Here is a 15,151-nt window from a genome sequence, read left to right on the forward strand (position 1 = left end):
CATGCCTACGCTCTATCTCATGTGCGGCCTGCCGGGTTCCGGCAAGTCCACCTACATCAACCGCCACCTTGTCCCCAAAGGCGTGCAGGTCGTTTGCCCGGACGATCTGCGCCTCACCTACGGCCACGCCTTTTATGGCCCGCTTGAACCCCTCATCCACGCACAGGCCGCCCAGATCGTCCGCGCCCTCATGCACCGGGGCCTCGACATCGTGGTGGACGAATGCCATGTCCGCATCGAACACCTGCGCAAGTGGAACGGCCTGATCAAGGCGTTCGGCTATGATGCCAAACTCATCCGCATTGTGGCCCCCGTCGAGGAATGCAAAGCCAGACGCGCCGCAGGGGAGCCCGGATTCCCGCTTGAAGTCATCGACCGCATGAATGCCGCCCTGCTCGAAAACTGGATGCTCATCAAGGCCGCCTACCGGGATCATATGCTCACGATCATCCCCGACGCTGCGGACGGAGGCGGGGAAGCATGATCGCCTACTCCCAATCCTACGACCCGGAGTTCTGCCGACTCATCGAAAGGCTCTTCGAGAAATACCCCGAAGAGCTTTTTCGTATCGAAGGCATCCACCCCGACCAGCTCGATCTGCATCGGGTGAGCCGGGAGTTCTTCAAGAGGCGGCCCGTTGAAACCGCCACCGCCGATCACTCCATCGACGGCAACGCCAACGTCAGCGGCAAGGACGTCATCACCTTCAACTATGAGGTGCCCAAGGCCCTCATGAAGATGAACTCCCTGTACAACCTGTGGAATGCCCTGCGGGAAAAGGAGGGGCAGGAAAGGGCCGACGCCTGCATCGAAACCGAGATCATGGGCCTCATCTACATCAACGACGCCTACGACATCGGACGCCCGTACTGCTTCAACTACTCCACCTACGACATCGCGCTGGAAGGGCTGCCGATGGGCGGGAGGCTGGAAGTCGATCCCCCCAAGACGCTCTTCGCCTTTCTGCGGCAGGTGGAGCAGTTCACGGTCTACGCGGCGAACTCCACCCTTGGAGCCACGGGGCTGGCCGACCTGCTCATCGTCGCCAGCCGCTATGTGGACAAAATCTTCGAGAACGACGGCATGGACGGGCACATCCGGGCAGCCGGGCATGATCCTCTGGGCGATCTGCGGACGGAAGACGTCTGGAGGTATGTGCATGAATCCCTGACCAGCCTCATCTACACCCTGAATTGGGAGTTTCGGGGCAACCAGTCCCCGTTCACCAACGTCAGCGTGTACGACCGCCACTTCCTCGGACAGCTCGTGCCGACCTACGTCATCGAGGGCAAGGCCCCGCACATGGGCACCATCGAACAGGTGCAGGACATTTTCCTTGCGGCGTACAACGAAACCCTCTCCCGCACGCCCATCACCTTCCCGGTCGTCACGGCCTGCTTCTCCGTGGGGCAGGGCGGCGACGACACACGGGAGATCAAGGATCAATGGTTCCTTGAAAAGATCGCCAAAGCCAACCTGAAATACGGCTTCATCAACATCTACTGCGGGGAATCCTCGACCCTCAGTTCATGCTGCCGTTTGCGCTCCTCCGTCTCCGATCTCGGCTACGCCAATTCCTTCGGGGCGGGCAGCACCAAAATCGGCAGCCTCGGCGTGGTGACGCTCAACCTTCCGAAGCTCGCGGGCGCAAGCAGGGATCTTGAAGAGTTCCTTTGCTTCATCGCCCCTGTCGTCCGGGAGGCGGCCGCCATCAACGCCGCCAAACGCGGCTTCATCAAAGACCGCATCGCCCGCGGCTCCCTGCCGCTGTACACGATGGGCTTCATGGATCTTTCCCGCCAGTACAGCACATGCGGCTTTACGGGGCTGTACGAGGCGCTCGCCATGTTGGGCCACGACATGCGGACGGATGAAGGGCTTGAGGCCGCCGAGCGCGTCCTTGCCGCGATCAATGCGGAAAATGCGAAGATGTCCAAGAAGTACGGCGCTCCGCACAACATGGAGCAGGTGCCGGGGGAAAGTTCCGCCGTGAAGCTGGCCCGGAAGGACGCCCTGCTCGGCTATGAGCTTCATGAGGGCGAGGCCCCCGCCCTCTACTCCAACCAGTTCCTCCCCCTGTGGGCGGAAGGCGCGGACGTGCTCGACCGCATCCGGGTGCAGGGCGCGCTTGATTCCCTGTGTACCGGAGGGGCCGTCTGCCATCTGAACATCGGCTCGGAAATCACGGACGCCGAAGTGATGAAGGCCCTGATCGTCCATGCCGCCGAAAGCGGCGTCGTGTACTTCGCGGTGAATTACCAAATCAACCGCTGCGCGGATGGGCACATGACCGTGGGCCACAATGCCGAAACCTGCCCCATCTGCAAGAAACCCATCACGGATGCCTACACCCGCGTCGTGGGCTTCCTCACCAACACCAAACACTGGAACAAAACCCGGCGCGAACACGATTGGCCGGAAAGGAAATTCGCCCATGCATGAGTTCTTGTTTTACGCCCTGTCCACTTTCGTCGGGTTCACCGCAGCCTTCGTCCTGCTCTACTTCTTCGCGGAGTGGCGGGAGAAGCGCCAACAGGAAAAGTACAAAACGGGCATCTGGGGAAAGTAGGGGGAAACGCTATGGAAACACTCGCCTACATCATCTTCGTCCTCATCTGGTGCGGCAACCTCGCCTTCCTCGCCTTCGGCATCCTCGCCTGCATCGCCATCGTCGGGGCTGCCAAAACACTCAGGCGGCGCATCAATGAGGGGGCGTTGGATGAGGAAATCCGCACGGCCATAGACGAACACATCCGCAAAGAAACGGAAAAGGGACGGAACCATGCTGACCATCATCGGCTCGCAATTCAACCCGACGCATAACGCCTTTGAAATCTACGTCTCCGGGTGCAAGCGCCGTTGCCCCGGCTGCCACAACCCCGAAGCGCAGGCGTTCGGCAAGGGCAAGTCCGCCCGGCTGTGGATGAACGAGAACCGCTTCAAATTGAAGACCGGAACCTTCTCCCGGATCTGGATACTCGGCGGGGATCTCATGGATCAGCCCCACCACGAGGCATACGAGTTCGTCCGCGATCTGCGCCGCATCATGCCGAAAAGCATGGAGCTTTGGCTGTGGACGGGCCACGGGTTCGATGACGTCCCGCTCCGCATCCTCGGCGAGTTCGACGTGGTGAAGGCCGGGGCCTACCGCGAGGATCTGCCCGGCCATACCGTGGCCTACGGGGATGAAGAGGACGGCGGCCCCCACATGCTGGCCCTCGCCTCGAACAACCAACAGCTCCACTTTATCCGCAAAGGAGAAACCCATGCCTGACGTGCAAAACCTGAGCGCCGTCCCCGGCCTGTCCCGCGATCTGGTGGACGCGCTGGATCGCCTGTGGCCCGAACGCTGCCCCAACCCCATGCAGGCCGAACGGGAAATCTGGATGTACGCCGGGGCGCGGGATGTGGTGCGCAAGCTCCGAACCGTGCTGGAAAAACAGGAGAACGCCAACAATGCCCCATTCAGCGGCCCCGACCCTCGAAGGCTTGCTCGACTGTAGGTGCGACGTACCGGGCTGCAACCAGCTCCTCGACGCCCACCTTGCCGATCTCTACACGGCCCTGAAAGCCGGACGCCTCGACCGCTGCCTCTTCCACGACGCCCTCGACCTCCCCTTCGGCCTTTTCAAGAAGATCGTCCGCTCCAAGGATGTCTGGTGCTATGCCGGATGGTCAAAGGAGACGGGCACGCCGCTGGCCCTCGCCCTGCTCGACAGGTTTCAGGGCCGGACGGCGTACCTGCATTTCACGTTCTTCCGGGGCGAAGGGTTCGAGCGGCGGATCGAAATCGGCAGGGCGTTCATGGGCTTCATCTTCACGCACGGCAGCAACCTCGCCTGCCTGCTCGCCCTCACGCCCGTGAAGTTCCGGCACTCGTGGCGCTACGGGCTTGACCTCGGCTTTGAACGGCTCGGCGTCATCCCCGGAGCCTGCACCCTCGCGGACAGGCGGAACGGCACGCTGGCCTGCGCCGACGGCATGTTGCTCAAACTCGACAACCCCAACCTTTAACCCCAAAAGGAGGCTCTATGGGAGGAGGACTTTTCGGCGGCGGTTCCAAACCCACCGTCACCAAGGCCCCCGAACCGACCGTGGCCGCCACTCCCCCGCCCCCGGAGGAGACCGCCGAAGCCCCGGTCATCGACGAAACGTCCAAGCGCAAGCAAAGCCAGAGCCAGCGGCGCGGCACCTCGGCCCTGCGCATCAACCTGAACATCGGCGGCGGCAACATGGGAGGCGGCACCAGTGGCCTCAGCATCCCAAGATAACGCCCTCGACCCGAAGCGCCGCACACGCGGCCCCGTCGCCCCGCATCTTCATGGGGATAAGCTCCTGCCGCCGGAAGAAATCGACAAAATGATCGCTACGGCAGCAAAGGAAGAAGCGCCGCTGGCGGGATTCCAAAGCGGTGCCAATCTCGACAGGATCATCTTTGAAACGCCGGAAGGCTCCCACGTCTTGGGGCAACTCTCCAAGGCGCAGGCCCAAAACATGCTGCGGGCCAAAGGCGCTCAGACGCATGAGCAGATCCTAGAGAAATGCCTCGACGATCTCGACGGGGTAGGCTTGAACTACCGAGATCAGATGCGCCGGGGAAAGGCCGCCCTGAAAAACATACGGGAGGCTCTTCAAGTCGCTTCGGAAACGCGAGCCGCCGTCTATAACCTCACCGACCTCTCCATAGCCTATGCAAGACGCATCGTTATGGGGACTGCCACGCCTCTGGATCGGGCGCGGTATCTCCTGCTTTCCAAAAACCTGCAAGAGTTCCTTGTCCTTAACGCCGATATGGGCACAACGGCGGGCCGCCTGCTCGAATCGCGCAAACTCGTCATTGACGGGGAAAAGGCTCTGAAAATGGCGGGAACGCCCGATGCCGACGCACGCGCCAAGAACTGGTTCCAGACCGCCGATCTCACGGATGCCAATGCCCTTGATTACCTTCGGAAGGCGGGCATGAGCGATGAACAGATCATCGACGCGGCCCGCGCCCAACTCGCCTGCGGAAGCCGGGCCGGGGAAGTCCAACTCCTCAAACAGATAAAACCGGGATTCTCGCTCTTCGACACCGCGCTGGAGATGCGGGTGAACGGTATGCTCAGCGGCCCGATCACCCCGACAGTCAACGCAGCTTCTTCCGGCTTCAACCTGCTTCTGAAACCGGGGGAAAAGATGATCGGCGGGATAATCGAAGGCGTCAGGAGCGGCGATTGGGATGTAGCCAAGAAAGCGGCCCGCATCTATCAGGGATATGCTTCCTTTACCGTGGATGCGTTCCGCATGGCGGGAAAAGCGTTCAAGCTCGGCGACGGCATTCTGGACGTTTCCGGCTCCAAGGTAGAAATGCTCCCACAGCAACTCACCTACGAACGCATCCGAAACAGCCTCCTGCGCAAGCGCCCGGAGGGTTCCGAACTTGGCCCCATCGAAGAGCAGATGGCACGAGCGGCGGGATGGTTGGGGACGATGTGCAGAATACCCACGCGCCTGATGATGGGAACGGATGAGTTCTACAAACAAGTCGCCTTCCGCTCCCACCTGCGGGCTTCCTTGATTGAACGCGGCGAACGGCAGGGCCTTTCCGGGGATGCCCTCAACGAATACGTTCGACAAAACTTCGATGGGGCTTTCCGCCCGGATGGTGCCGTCGCCAAAGGCGAACTTACGGCGGATTCCCTCCAGTTCGCACGCGAAGTGACATGGACGGAAGATCTGACCGGAACAACGGGGAAAGCTATACAGCACATGCTACAGGAAGCCCCCCAACTTCGCCTCATTTTACCTTTCCACAAAACGCCGACCAATCTCCTCTATGATACCCTGCGCCATGCCCCTTATCTGGCTCCGGGATCAAAGGAATGGTCTGATATGTGGAAGGCGTTTCGAGCAGGGGGCGAGGCAAGGGCTGATGTGCTTGGACGTATCAGCACCGGAGCCATGATTATGGGGTTAGCCCACCACCTCGTTTCCGAAGGTCTTATCACTGGCGCTCCCCCAGAGAATCCTAAAGAGCGTGAACTCTATCTGGCGAACGGGATCAAACCTTATTCCTTCAAGTTTGGGGATGATTGGATCGAATACAGACGCTTCGATCCAATCGGTATGATTCTGGGAACTTACGTGGATGTCTATAACTCCCTTGCCGACAGCGAAGGGGAAGGGGGCGATGCCAGAGTTGATATGGCGGAACAGGCGATCTGGGCCGCGTTCATCAGCGTCATTACAAACCTCAAAGATAAAACCTACATGCAGGGCGTCAGCGAAATCGTCGAAGCCGTCAACAATCCTGATAGCCGACTGGTCAGCTACGCCGGAAGAATGTCCTCCACGTTCATCCCCTATTCCGGCCTGCTCCGCTTTCATCGGAATAAATGGGGCGATCCGGTACAGAGGGAAATGGAGCGCTATACGGACTACCTGAAAAACACATCCTCCTTCTTCTCCAAGGACTTGCCTGCAAGATACAGTTGGCTGACGGGAGAACAGGCGGCAACCACAGCCGGGCTCAGGCAAAAGCGGGGAAACGATCCCGTATTGCAGGAACTTTTGCGGTTAGGGCCAGCCGTTACCGGAAAGCCTTCCATGCAAATCCGTGGCGTCAAAATCGACAAAAGGCTCTACAGCCGCCTTTGCGAACTGCACGGAACGGTGAAGCTAGGAGGCCGAACAATGCACGAAACCTTACAGGCGCTCTTTGATTCCCCGCAGTACGACCGTAACCGGGAGCACCTCAAGGACGGCATCTACGGGCAGGATACGCCGCGCACGCAGGCAGTGAACAAGATCATCGACATCTACCGGAGAATGGCGGAATCCACGTTGATTCGGGAGAACCCCGAGCTTTGGGAACAGATCAAGGAAGCCTACATGAACAACAGAGCTTCCAAAGCCGGGGTGACGCCTGATAAAAATTCCACCGATACTATGACGAAGCAGGAGCGCCTCCTGCAACTTATACAATAAAAAAGGAACCCCGGCCTGTATCCCCAATGGATATGAGCCGGGTTTCCTGCCTTATGGAACACCCGCATCGTGTGAAACAAAAATTTCTAGCCCGTCCATTTTTTCTGTCAATCACATAACCATCAAGGAGGCTTCTTGGCCTACAGCCACATTTCCTATGCCGGAGATGGGGTAACGCAAGATTATATCATCCCCTTCGGCTACATCAAAATCGAAGATGTCCACATCTCCATCGACGATGCCGAGCAGACGTATTTCACGGACTACGCCTACCTATCCAGCGGAACCATCCGCTTCACCTCCCCCCCGCCTCTTGATTCCACCGTCCGCATCCAGAGGTTGACCGACAAGGAAATCCTGTCCGTGGACTTCCGCGACGGCAGCACGCTCACAGAACGCGATCTTGATCTCGCCTTCCTCCAGCTTCTCTATATCTGTCAGGAAGCCTACGACGCCCTCGACGGGGAAACCGCCGTCGCAGCAAAGGACAGGGCCGAAGAAATTCTGCAAAAAGTAACGGAAACCTATGCTCAAATATCCGTGTTGGTATCCTCCGCCAAAACCGCCGCACAGGAGGCGGCGTCATCCGCTTCCGACGCCTCCCTTACGGCCACGTCAGCCGCCCAATCAGCGGAGGCTGCTGCGGCCGAGGCTGTGGGCGCATCCAATTCCGCCGCCTCTTCCGCAACCTCGGCAGAGGAATCCGCAGCCTCGGCCGCCACAGCACAGGAAGCGGCGCAAGCATCCGCGACTTCCGCCTCGGAAGCCCAATCCGCCAGTACCACGGCACAAGGAGCGGCCACGAATGCGGGAAAGGCTCTTGAAGGTGCGCAAGCATCTGCCGAAGAAGCCGAACAATCCGCCTCCGAAGCTGCGGCCAGCGCACAACAAGCAAGCGATTTCCTCGCTCAGTTCAAGGGAATAACGGCGGAAGCTGAAACAGTAGCCTCCACCTCCCCGGCGTCTGCTTCCTTTAATCCCCTCACAGGCGTCCTTTCGTTTGAAATCCCCGCAGGAAAAAAGGGGGATAAGGGCGATAAAGGGGACAAGGGGGATACCGGGGATAAAGGAGACCGGGGTATGCAGGGTAAACCCGGCGAGAAGGGTGACAAAGGCGATCCCGGAGCAGGTCTTATCATCCTCGGAGAATACGAGTCCCAAGAAGCCTTGCAGCAAGCCCATCCCTCCGGAACCCCCGGAGACGCCTACCTCATTTCCGGCAACATCTGGTATTGGGCTGCGGACTCGCAGAACTGGGCGGACGGCGGCCCCCTGCAAGGGCCAGCAGGTCGGGACGGCAAGGACGGCGCTCCCGGAGAAAGAGGCGCGGACGGAGCGGACGGCGAACCGGGGCAAAAAGGCGAACAGGGAGAACCCGGCCCTTACTTCCTGCCTTCCGTATCCGCTGAGGGCGTTCTCTCTTGGTCTAATAACGGCAATCTCCCCAACCCGGACAGCATCAGCATCAAGGGGCCGAAAGGCGATACCGGCGCACAAGGCAAACAAGGGCCGGAAGGGAAGCCCGGCGAGAAAGGGGAAAAGGGGGACAAAGGCGACATCCCCGCCCTCTCGGACGCCGTGGACAGTGACTCCACAACCACGGCAGCCAGTTCCAAGGCCGTGAAGTCAGCCTATGACAAGGCGGACGCGGCCTCCAAAAACACGCTCAACGCCACAAAATGGAACGGTTCCGGCAAGGTCATCTCCAGTGAGGCCCCCTCCGGTACGCCGGAAGATGGGGATATGTGGTTTGAGTACATCCCTTAGGAGCATAGACGATGAATACACCTCCTTCTGATTACATCCTTACATGGAACGGTTCGGGGGGCGGAGTCCTGTCGGAAAACATAGTCTTCAAGATTTCCACACCTCCTGTCCTGCCCTTCCCCTTCGATACGCTCTATTACGAAACGCCCACGGGCAACGCCTTCAAATTGATGGGGGGTGTGCGCTATGAACTGACGGCGGAGGAAATCGCCGCCTGCAAAGCGTATTGTGGGGAGTATGCGACCACAGCGGCCTATCCCGTACAGGCATACGACCCTGATGACGGCGTCTTTCTTGGTGAAATGCCACGTCCCGATGCCACCACACGGGGACTTGCCTACCGGATCGTGGAAATACCCGATCACCCGGCCAGTAAATGGGTCGGAGAAAAATGGGAGAGAATCGTGGCCGTCATCATGGAAGATGGAAGCCTGCGGCAGATGCCCGGTTCCATCTGCGCACAATGCGCCCTGCCTATGACGCAGGCCGAGTGGGGCGCTTTCCCAAAACCGCCAAAGAGTGCCTACCGTTGGGACTTCGTAGAGGAAGCATGGACTGATCCGCGTAAACTCGACGATCTCAAATACGAGGTCAATCTGGCTATCCGCACCGCCTTCGAGAAGGAACGCTGGTGGGCTTGGGGGAAATATATCCCACAATTCGAGCAAGATACTTGGGTTTATCAGATCGAAGAGGCCACGGCGTACAAAGCGAATCCCGAAGCCGAAACACCCTATATTGACGCCTTCCTCGCAGCCCGCGCCGATGTGGGAAAACCGAGCAAGGCCGATCTGTGCGCCGACATTATCGCCAACAACCATGCCTACAAGATGGCCGTCGCACGGGTCAACGGGGAACAATGGAACTGGCTTACACGAGTCAAAACCGTGACGGCAAACGCCGAACTGGACGCCATCCTTGAAGAGTTTGAGGCATGGGGCAAGTCCCGTACCCGCACGTCCCGGCAGGCGACGGCGGCGGAGGCCTGAACCATGCCCCTAAGTATAGGCCTGTCTGAGCATTGGCAAGAAGTACGGCAAGGGCATGTCGGCATCATGAATACATGGCGCAAGCTCAGAAATGCCCATATCGGCATTGACGGCGTTTGGAAACCATTATGGTCATATGGGTGGGCAACCGGGGATTGGAGCCAATGTTCGGCAACTTGCGGTGGGGGGACGCAAACAAGAACCGTCACCTGCCAACGAAATGACGGCCAAAACGTCGAGGACGCTTTCTGCGATGCGGCAAGTAAACCTGCATTAAGCCAAGAATGTAATACGCAAGGATGCACGGAATGCCGATATACCGAAGGTACGACCTCAGAAAGTGTGAATATGGTTATGAGTTGGGTAGGACTAGGAACCAACGACTCCGTATTCATTTGGGACGGGCTGACCGTAAGCCCTGTTGATACTCCTTTTGAGGCAACGGAAGTCTATGCCAACGGTTATCGCTACTATAAAGGGACGCTACAAAGTTCCAGTGACAATGAATGGATGAAGGTCGAAAACTATCAAATCTGCCGTTCCCCTGCCTAGCCCTCTACCCTTATTTCATTCACAGGAGGTATTTTCCCGAACATGCCCGTCCCCTGTACCCACGAAGCTGACATATCCCTGCTCAATACCGCCATCGTCGAAATCAAAGACACCCTCAAAGACCTGAAAGAACTCCTCCTCTCCAACGCCGTCCTCTCCGAACAGGTTTCCCATTTCAAGGAAGACATCACAAACATAGACATCCGCCTCCGAAAACTGGAGTTGGATGTGGCGCAAGGAAAGGGGGCAAACAGATGGGTCGAGCGTGTGATCTGGTGCCTGACGTCGGCGGCTTTGGGGTATTGCTGGAAAGGATGATTATGGAAGTAACGAAATTGGGGGCATACATATGTATGTATTTCTATATTTATATAAATATATCATATTCTAAACTAAATTATATATTTTAATGAGTTACTTGATATTTTCACAAGAAAAAAGGTTGCATTTTCTGAGATTAAGTTCTATAGATAGATAAAAATAAGGCAAGGAAGTGCGCCAACACTCCCCTGCCCCCGGCAACGGTTGGTTAATGGATATGAGCCTTCTTTTGTCGGATTAGATGGTTACCATCCTAAAAAGAGGACCCCGGAAGGCGTTGCCCCGCCGACCGGGGTCTGCCTTTACCGTCGTTTCAACAGCTTCTTAATCTCCCTGCCGATGTAGCGCAGGAAGTCCAGAATCAGACCACCAGCTACAAGGACAAGGACATCCTTTGCCATATCTTCTGGCATAGGCGGCCTCCTTTTGTGTTACCCGTCGCCTATGATTACAACGACAAAAGAAGGCTCCGTTCACTCTAATATCGGATAATCAATCCTATGTCTATCACTCCTATTCCTAACAATCCCAAGGACAACCGCGCCTCCGAGTCCGCGCTCGCGGAACTTCACGGCGTTGTGGCGAAGCTCCTTACGTCCCGGCTCCAGTCCGGGGACGCATCCACGGCGGACATCAACGCCGCGATCAAGTTCCTCAAGGACAACGGCATCGACTGTGCCGGATCTGTAAACCCCGACGTACAGGATCTTGTGGCGAACCTTCCGACCTTCGAGGACGTCTCGAAAGACGAGGTGAACCTCCTCAACTAACCCCTACATCCACGCCCTATTTTGAACCCGATCTCCGAGCGCATGACTCGTTGGTCGGGTTTTCTTTTACCCATTGAAAATATGTTCACCTTCACATGAATTTTGGAGAAAAACAGCATGTCCAACAAGAACCTTCCTCCCATCAACGTCCCCAAAGATAAACTCAAGGCGATCATCGCATATGACAAGGAGCGCTTCTCAAAAAACCTTACACCACTCCGGGCAGTTCGCTTGAAATGCCTTGACTGTTGCGGAGACAGTTCCAAAGAGGTTGGGGCGTGCTCTGCCGCAACATGCCCTCTGTGGTGGTATCGGAAAAGCCCTTCAAGCCTTGATGCTTCGGAGGCCCGAAAACAATCAAAATATTCCACGGCTGCTCAGGCCATCAAAGCGATGTGCAAGGAATGCGGCGGGGAGGAGCTCAAAGGTTGTGACATGGACGAATACAGTTGGTGCCCCCTACTCCAATACAAGAAGCAAAAGGCAGCCAAACGCCCTACTCTCAGCGAGGCTGAACGTACACGGCGGTCAGAGCGGATGAAGGCTGTTCTTGCTCGAAAAGCCAGTTAAGATGAACATCAAATACCCGAAAGAAGGTTTCCCGACCCAATAGTCGGGTTTTCTTTTTTCGGGGCTTTTTTTCTCAACCACAGGAGGTTTTGTTACGAACACCCCATCTTCTGCCATCGCTCCGATGCCGGAGAAGCTGACCGACTTTCGGGTCTTCCTCACGCTCGTCTGGCGTCACCTGAACCTTCCCGACCCCACGCCCATCCAGCTTGACATCGCCCTGTACCTCCAGCATGGGCCGAGGCGAAAGATCATCGAAGCCTTCCGTGGCGTGGGCAAGTCGTGGATCACGGCGGCCTATGTCGTCTGGAGGCTCCGACAGAACCCCAACCTCAAATTTATGGTGCTGTCCGCATCGAAAGACCGCGCCGACAACTTCACGACGTTCTGCTTGCGGCTCATCAACGAAATCCCCACCCTTCAATGCCTCATCCCCCGCGCCGACCAGCGGTGCTCGAAGCTGTCGTTCGACGTTGGCCCCGCACGGGCCGACCATGCGCCAAGCGTCACCTCGAAAGGCATCTTCTCGCAGATCACAGGCGGACGAGCCGACGAGATCATCGCGGACGATGAACAATAACGTCGTCCTAAAACTCCGTGAATTCGGTGGAACTCTCCTAACATGGAGACAATACCGAGCGAAGCCCTCAACGGAGGGAACGTGTAACGACTATTATGTAGGGTCTAAGCGGACTCGAAGCGCGGAGCACTCTTCTTTTGAGAGTGAAGATATAGTCTGAACACATACGCGAGTATGTGCATCTTCTTAACTTACATCAAAGGAGCCTAACATGGCTACGACCAAAAAGTATATTCCCGATTCCATTGTTAACACACCAAAAGGCAAAATTCGTATCCTCTCTTATAAGCCCGGTAAAAGACTTAAAAACGGTAAAAAACAACACCCTCGCGTCGTAATTGAATTTTTAAAGACAGGTACGGTGATAAGCGTTCAAACAACCAATATAGCAGCAGGTAAGTTTCATGATTATCGTGAACCTACAGTATATGGAGTTGGTTATATTGGTTCTCCTATTGTCATTCCTGCTAGAGGTAAAAATTCTATCATACGGAGAGTGTATGATTTATGGGCTAATATGCCCAAAAGGGCTTATGGTGGATATGGTACTTCCTATTCAGGTGTGAAAGTTGATCCCAGATGGCATAACTTCACACATTTCTTGAATACTATTCAGAATGTTCAAGGATACTCTGAGTGGGAAAAAGATGAAGACAAGTATGTTCTTGACAAAGACTTAAAAGAATGTGGGAATAAGATATATTCGTTGGATACCTGCATGTTTATCAAAGATTCTGATAATGTGAGGGAATCCTTATTAAGAAGATGGCATGGAAATAGCGACTCCATGTAAACACCTTTGATTGAAGTTCCAAACAATTCATTCACCCAATCCATGCGGGACAAGCTCTCGGAAGCGGTCAAAGAGTTCGACGCCATCCTGAAACCCGGCGGCACCATCACGTATCTCGGCACTCCGCAGACCGAACAATCCCTCTACAACGCCCTGCCCGACCGTGGATATGCCGTCCGCGTATGGCCCGCACGGTATCCGTCAGATGACCAGCTCATCAACTACGGCAACGAACGGCTGGCCCCATTCATCCTCAAGCAACTTGAAAACTCCCCTACCCTTGTCGGGTGCACCACGGACCCGCGCAGGTTCTCGGACGACGACCTTCTCGAACGTGAGCTGTCGTATGGGCGTTCCGGGTTCCAGCTCCAGTTCATGCTCGACACCCGGCTCTCCGACATGGAGAAGTACCCCCTCAAGCTCGGGGACCTGATTGTCATGTCGTGTTCGGCTACCGACGCCCCGGAGAAACCCATATGGGCTGCGGGCACTACAAACATCCTGAACGACGTCCCCTGCGTCGGCCTGAACGGGGACAGCAGGTACTATGGCCCCGCTTTCCTCCACGGCACATGGCTCCCGTACACAGGTTCCGTCATGGCGATTGACCCGGCTGGACGAGGCAAGGACGAAACCTCCGTATGCGTCGTGAAGATGCTGAACGGCTACCTGTACGCCACGGCAATGCGGGCCTATCAGGAAGGCTACAGCGAGGCCACCCTCTCCTCCATCGTCCAGCTTGCCAAGCAACAGGCGGTCAACCATGTCATCATCGAGGCCAACTTCGGGGACGGCATGTTCACCAAACTCATCAGCCCCTACTTCACGAAGACCCACCCCTGCCGCATTGAAGAAGTCAAGCACAGCAAGCAGAAGGAAGCACGGATCATCGACACCCTCGAACCCGTCATGAACCAACACAAACTCGTCATCGACAAGAACCTCATCCTTTGGGACTACAACCTCTCTACCAAGAACCTTCCCCCTGAGACGGCCCTCAAGTACCAGCTCATGTACCAGATGAGCCGGATCACCAGAGACAAGGGAAGCCTCGCCCATGACGACCGCCTCGACAGTCTCGCTATGGCGGTCGGGTACTGGGTCGAACAGATGGGGCAGGATGTGGACAAGAGGATGGCCCTTCGCCAAGACCTCCTCATGCTGGAGGAATTGAAGGCATGGGAAGGGAATGCTAAGGGGGGTACTGGCGTAAAGATCGGGATTACGAACAACCCTACCCTCTCAGAGATGATATTCACCTTCCACGGTACGGTGGTTAAAACAAATGATGACACCAGCCGCTACCCCAGAAAGAAATCAAGGAATTGGATGGGGGATAGGGGAAGAAGAAAAGGGAGAAAGGAGTAGTCATAGCAAAAGAAAGGGAGGGAGGGGGAAGGAGGGGAAGAGTAGTACGTAGACCTCTCCCCCTTACCCCTTTTGGGGAAGACCCCCCTTCTAGGGTCATTTTCTAACATATTGATTTTATTAAGATGGATGATCTGTGATCCATGATTATACTGATCTTCTAACCCACTGAAATCATTACACTTGATAATTTTAATAAAATTTTCTATTTATTCAATATCGAAAGATAGTTGGAATTACCTTCCACCTACGGAGAGAGCGAAAAAGAAATTTGACAAGAAGCTACTTTCAGTATCTTAAAAAATCTTACGTTACCCTAAAGAACTGAATGTGGCCCCTAAACAAAGAGAGTTAAAAGAGATCAGGATCACCTTATTGATCAGGATCTATATGTTACCTTATAGGTTCGTACATTGTCTTGCCGCTCCCTTTCCGTTATCATATAGGCAGACCAAAATTTGCTGAAAAATGTGAA

Annotated in this window: 18 protein-coding genes; all 18 read left to right on the plus strand. The window is 56.1% G+C overall.

Annotated elements, in window-relative coordinates:
• Window position 1 precedes the first annotated feature (1 nt).
• The 18 genes from ACZM8Y_RS08630 to terL (ACZM8Y_RS08715) all read left to right on the plus strand — a co-directional run bounded on the left by ACZM8Y_RS08630 (window position 2) and on the right by terL (ACZM8Y_RS08715) (window position 14,676).
• Window positions 2-484 carry an AAA family ATPase gene (locus ACZM8Y_RS08630; RefSeq protein WP_482331689.1) on the plus strand — a complete coding sequence of 161 codons (483 nt, stop codon included), beginning with the start codon at window positions 2-4 and terminating at the stop codon, window positions 482-484.
• Window positions 481-2,442, plus strand: coding sequence for an anaerobic ribonucleoside-triphosphate reductase (gene nrdD / locus ACZM8Y_RS08635; protein ID WP_337431433.1), 1,962 nt, complete (start codon window positions 481-483; stop codon window positions 2,440-2,442). Before ACZM8Y_RS08630 ends, nrdD begins: the two co-directional genes overlap by 4 nt.
• On the plus strand, window positions 2,435-2,569 hold the full coding sequence (locus ACZM8Y_RS08640) for a hypothetical protein (RefSeq protein WP_337431432.1): 135 nt from the start codon (window positions 2,435-2,437) through the stop codon (window positions 2,567-2,569). The genes nrdD and ACZM8Y_RS08640 overlap by 8 nt, the downstream gene beginning before the upstream one ends.
• A gap of 11 nt (window positions 2,570-2,580) precedes the next feature.
• A complete protein-coding gene (locus ACZM8Y_RS08645) occupies window positions 2,581-2,823 on the plus strand; it encodes a hypothetical protein (protein WP_302552271.1) in 243 nt (80 codons plus the stop codon).
• Entirely contained in the window at window positions 2,783-3,274 is a 492-nt protein-coding gene (locus ACZM8Y_RS08650; protein ID WP_482331705.1) for a 4Fe-4S cluster-binding domain-containing protein, read from the plus strand. Before ACZM8Y_RS08645 ends, ACZM8Y_RS08650 begins: the two co-directional genes overlap by 41 nt.
• Window positions 3,267-3,503, plus strand: a complete 237-nt coding sequence (locus ACZM8Y_RS08655) for a hypothetical protein (protein ID WP_302552268.1) — start codon at window positions 3,267-3,269, stop codon at window positions 3,501-3,503. Before ACZM8Y_RS08650 ends, ACZM8Y_RS08655 begins: the two co-directional genes overlap by 8 nt.
• Window positions 3,457-4,014: a hypothetical protein gene (locus ACZM8Y_RS08660; protein WP_302552267.1), complete on the plus strand. Its 558-nt coding sequence runs from the start codon at window positions 3,457-3,459 to the stop codon at window positions 4,012-4,014. Before ACZM8Y_RS08655 ends, ACZM8Y_RS08660 begins: the two co-directional genes overlap by 47 nt.
• Before the next feature lie 17 nt (window positions 4,015-4,031).
• The gene (locus ACZM8Y_RS08665; protein WP_337431429.1) at window positions 4,032-4,271 is read left to right on the plus strand and encodes a hypothetical protein; all 240 of its coding nucleotides are present in this window, start codon (window positions 4,032-4,034) and stop codon (window positions 4,269-4,271) included.
• Entirely contained in the window at window positions 4,249-6,966 is a 2,718-nt protein-coding gene (locus ACZM8Y_RS08670) for a hypothetical protein (RefSeq protein ID WP_482331719.1), read from the plus strand. The genes ACZM8Y_RS08665 and ACZM8Y_RS08670 overlap by 23 nt, the downstream gene beginning before the upstream one ends.
• A gap of 135 nt (window positions 6,967-7,101) precedes the next feature.
• Window positions 7,102-8,733, plus strand: coding sequence for a phage tail fiber domain-containing protein (locus ACZM8Y_RS08675; RefSeq protein ID WP_482331723.1), 1,632 nt, complete (start codon window positions 7,102-7,104; stop codon window positions 8,731-8,733).
• Window positions 8,734-8,744: 11 nt separating this feature from the next.
• Entirely contained in the window at window positions 8,745-9,722 is a 978-nt protein-coding gene (locus ACZM8Y_RS08680) for a hypothetical protein (protein ID WP_482331726.1), read from the plus strand.
• A 3-nt stretch (window positions 9,723-9,725) separates the two neighbouring features.
• Window positions 9,726-10,274: a thrombospondin type-1 domain-containing protein gene (locus ACZM8Y_RS08685; protein ID WP_479859401.1), complete on the plus strand. Its 549-nt coding sequence runs from the start codon at window positions 9,726-9,728 to the stop codon at window positions 10,272-10,274.
• 42 nt (window positions 10,275-10,316) lie between these two features.
• Window positions 10,317-10,592 (plus strand): hypothetical protein, encoded by a 276-nt coding sequence (locus ACZM8Y_RS08690; protein ID WP_479859400.1) that lies wholly within the window; start codon window positions 10,317-10,319, stop codon window positions 10,590-10,592.
• A gap of 503 nt (window positions 10,593-11,095) precedes the next feature.
• Window positions 11,096-11,365, plus strand: coding sequence for a hypothetical protein (locus ACZM8Y_RS08695; RefSeq protein ID WP_482331736.1), 270 nt, complete (start codon window positions 11,096-11,098; stop codon window positions 11,363-11,365).
• Between the two features lie 117 nt (window positions 11,366-11,482).
• A complete protein-coding gene (locus ACZM8Y_RS08700) occupies window positions 11,483-11,935 on the plus strand; it encodes a hypothetical protein (protein WP_482331738.1) in 453 nt (150 codons plus the stop codon).
• 124 nt (window positions 11,936-12,059) lie between these two features.
• Window positions 12,060-12,515, plus strand: coding sequence for a phage terminase large subunit (gene terL / locus ACZM8Y_RS08705; RefSeq protein ID WP_302552256.1), 456 nt, complete (start codon window positions 12,060-12,062; stop codon window positions 12,513-12,515).
• A gap of 211 nt (window positions 12,516-12,726) precedes the next feature.
• A complete protein-coding gene (locus ACZM8Y_RS08710) occupies window positions 12,727-13,308 on the plus strand; it encodes a hypothetical protein (RefSeq protein WP_487479930.1) in 582 nt (193 codons plus the stop codon).
• A 6-nt stretch (window positions 13,309-13,314) separates the two neighbouring features.
• Window positions 13,315-14,676: a phage terminase large subunit gene (gene terL / locus ACZM8Y_RS08715; RefSeq protein ID WP_489501706.1), complete on the plus strand. Its 1,362-nt coding sequence runs from the start codon at window positions 13,315-13,317 to the stop codon at window positions 14,674-14,676.
• Window positions 14,677-15,151 lie beyond the last annotated feature (475 nt).

This window comes from Bilophila sp. (assembly GCF_057864385.1).

Bases quoted from the DNA above. Each gene is read 5' to 3' on its own strand.
- ACZM8Y_RS08700 (WP_482331738.1), top strand. From the start codon at position 11,483: ATGTCCAACAAGAACCTTCCTCCCATCAACGTCCCCAAAGATAAACTC.
- ACZM8Y_RS08710 (WP_487479930.1), top strand. From the start codon at position 12,727: ATGGCTACGACCAAAAAGTATATTCCCGATTCCATTGTTAACACACCA.
- ACZM8Y_RS08660 (WP_302552267.1), top strand. From the start codon at position 3,457: ATGCCCCATTCAGCGGCCCCGACCCTCGAAGGCTTGCTCGACTGTAGG.
- ACZM8Y_RS08690 (WP_479859400.1), top strand. From the start codon at position 10,317: ATGCCCGTCCCCTGTACCCACGAAGCTGACATATCCCTGCTCAATACC.
- ACZM8Y_RS08695 (WP_482331736.1), top strand. From the start codon at position 11,096: ATGTCTATCACTCCTATTCCTAACAATCCCAAGGACAACCGCGCCTCC.
- ACZM8Y_RS08650 (WP_482331705.1), top strand. From the start codon at position 2,783: ATGCTGACCATCATCGGCTCGCAATTCAACCCGACGCATAACGCCTTT.
- ACZM8Y_RS08685 (WP_479859401.1), top strand. From the start codon at position 9,726: ATGCCCCTAAGTATAGGCCTGTCTGAGCATTGGCAAGAAGTACGGCAA.
- ACZM8Y_RS08645 (WP_302552271.1), top strand. From the start codon at position 2,581: ATGGAAACACTCGCCTACATCATCTTCGTCCTCATCTGGTGCGGCAAC.
- ACZM8Y_RS08630 (WP_482331689.1), top strand. From the start codon at position 2: ATGCCTACGCTCTATCTCATGTGCGGCCTGCCGGGTTCCGGCAAGTCC.
- ACZM8Y_RS08665 (WP_337431429.1), top strand. From the start codon at position 4,032: ATGGGAGGAGGACTTTTCGGCGGCGGTTCCAAACCCACCGTCACCAAG.
- ACZM8Y_RS08655 (WP_302552268.1), top strand. From the start codon at position 3,267: ATGCCTGACGTGCAAAACCTGAGCGCCGTCCCCGGCCTGTCCCGCGAT.
- nrdD (WP_337431433.1), top strand. From the start codon at position 481: ATGATCGCCTACTCCCAATCCTACGACCCGGAGTTCTGCCGACTCATC.
- ACZM8Y_RS08680 (WP_482331726.1), top strand. From the start codon at position 8,745: ATGAATACACCTCCTTCTGATTACATCCTTACATGGAACGGTTCGGGG.
- terL (WP_302552256.1), top strand. From the start codon at position 12,060: ATGCCGGAGAAGCTGACCGACTTTCGGGTCTTCCTCACGCTCGTCTGG.
- ACZM8Y_RS08640 (WP_337431432.1), top strand. From the start codon at position 2,435: ATGCATGAGTTCTTGTTTTACGCCCTGTCCACTTTCGTCGGGTTCACC.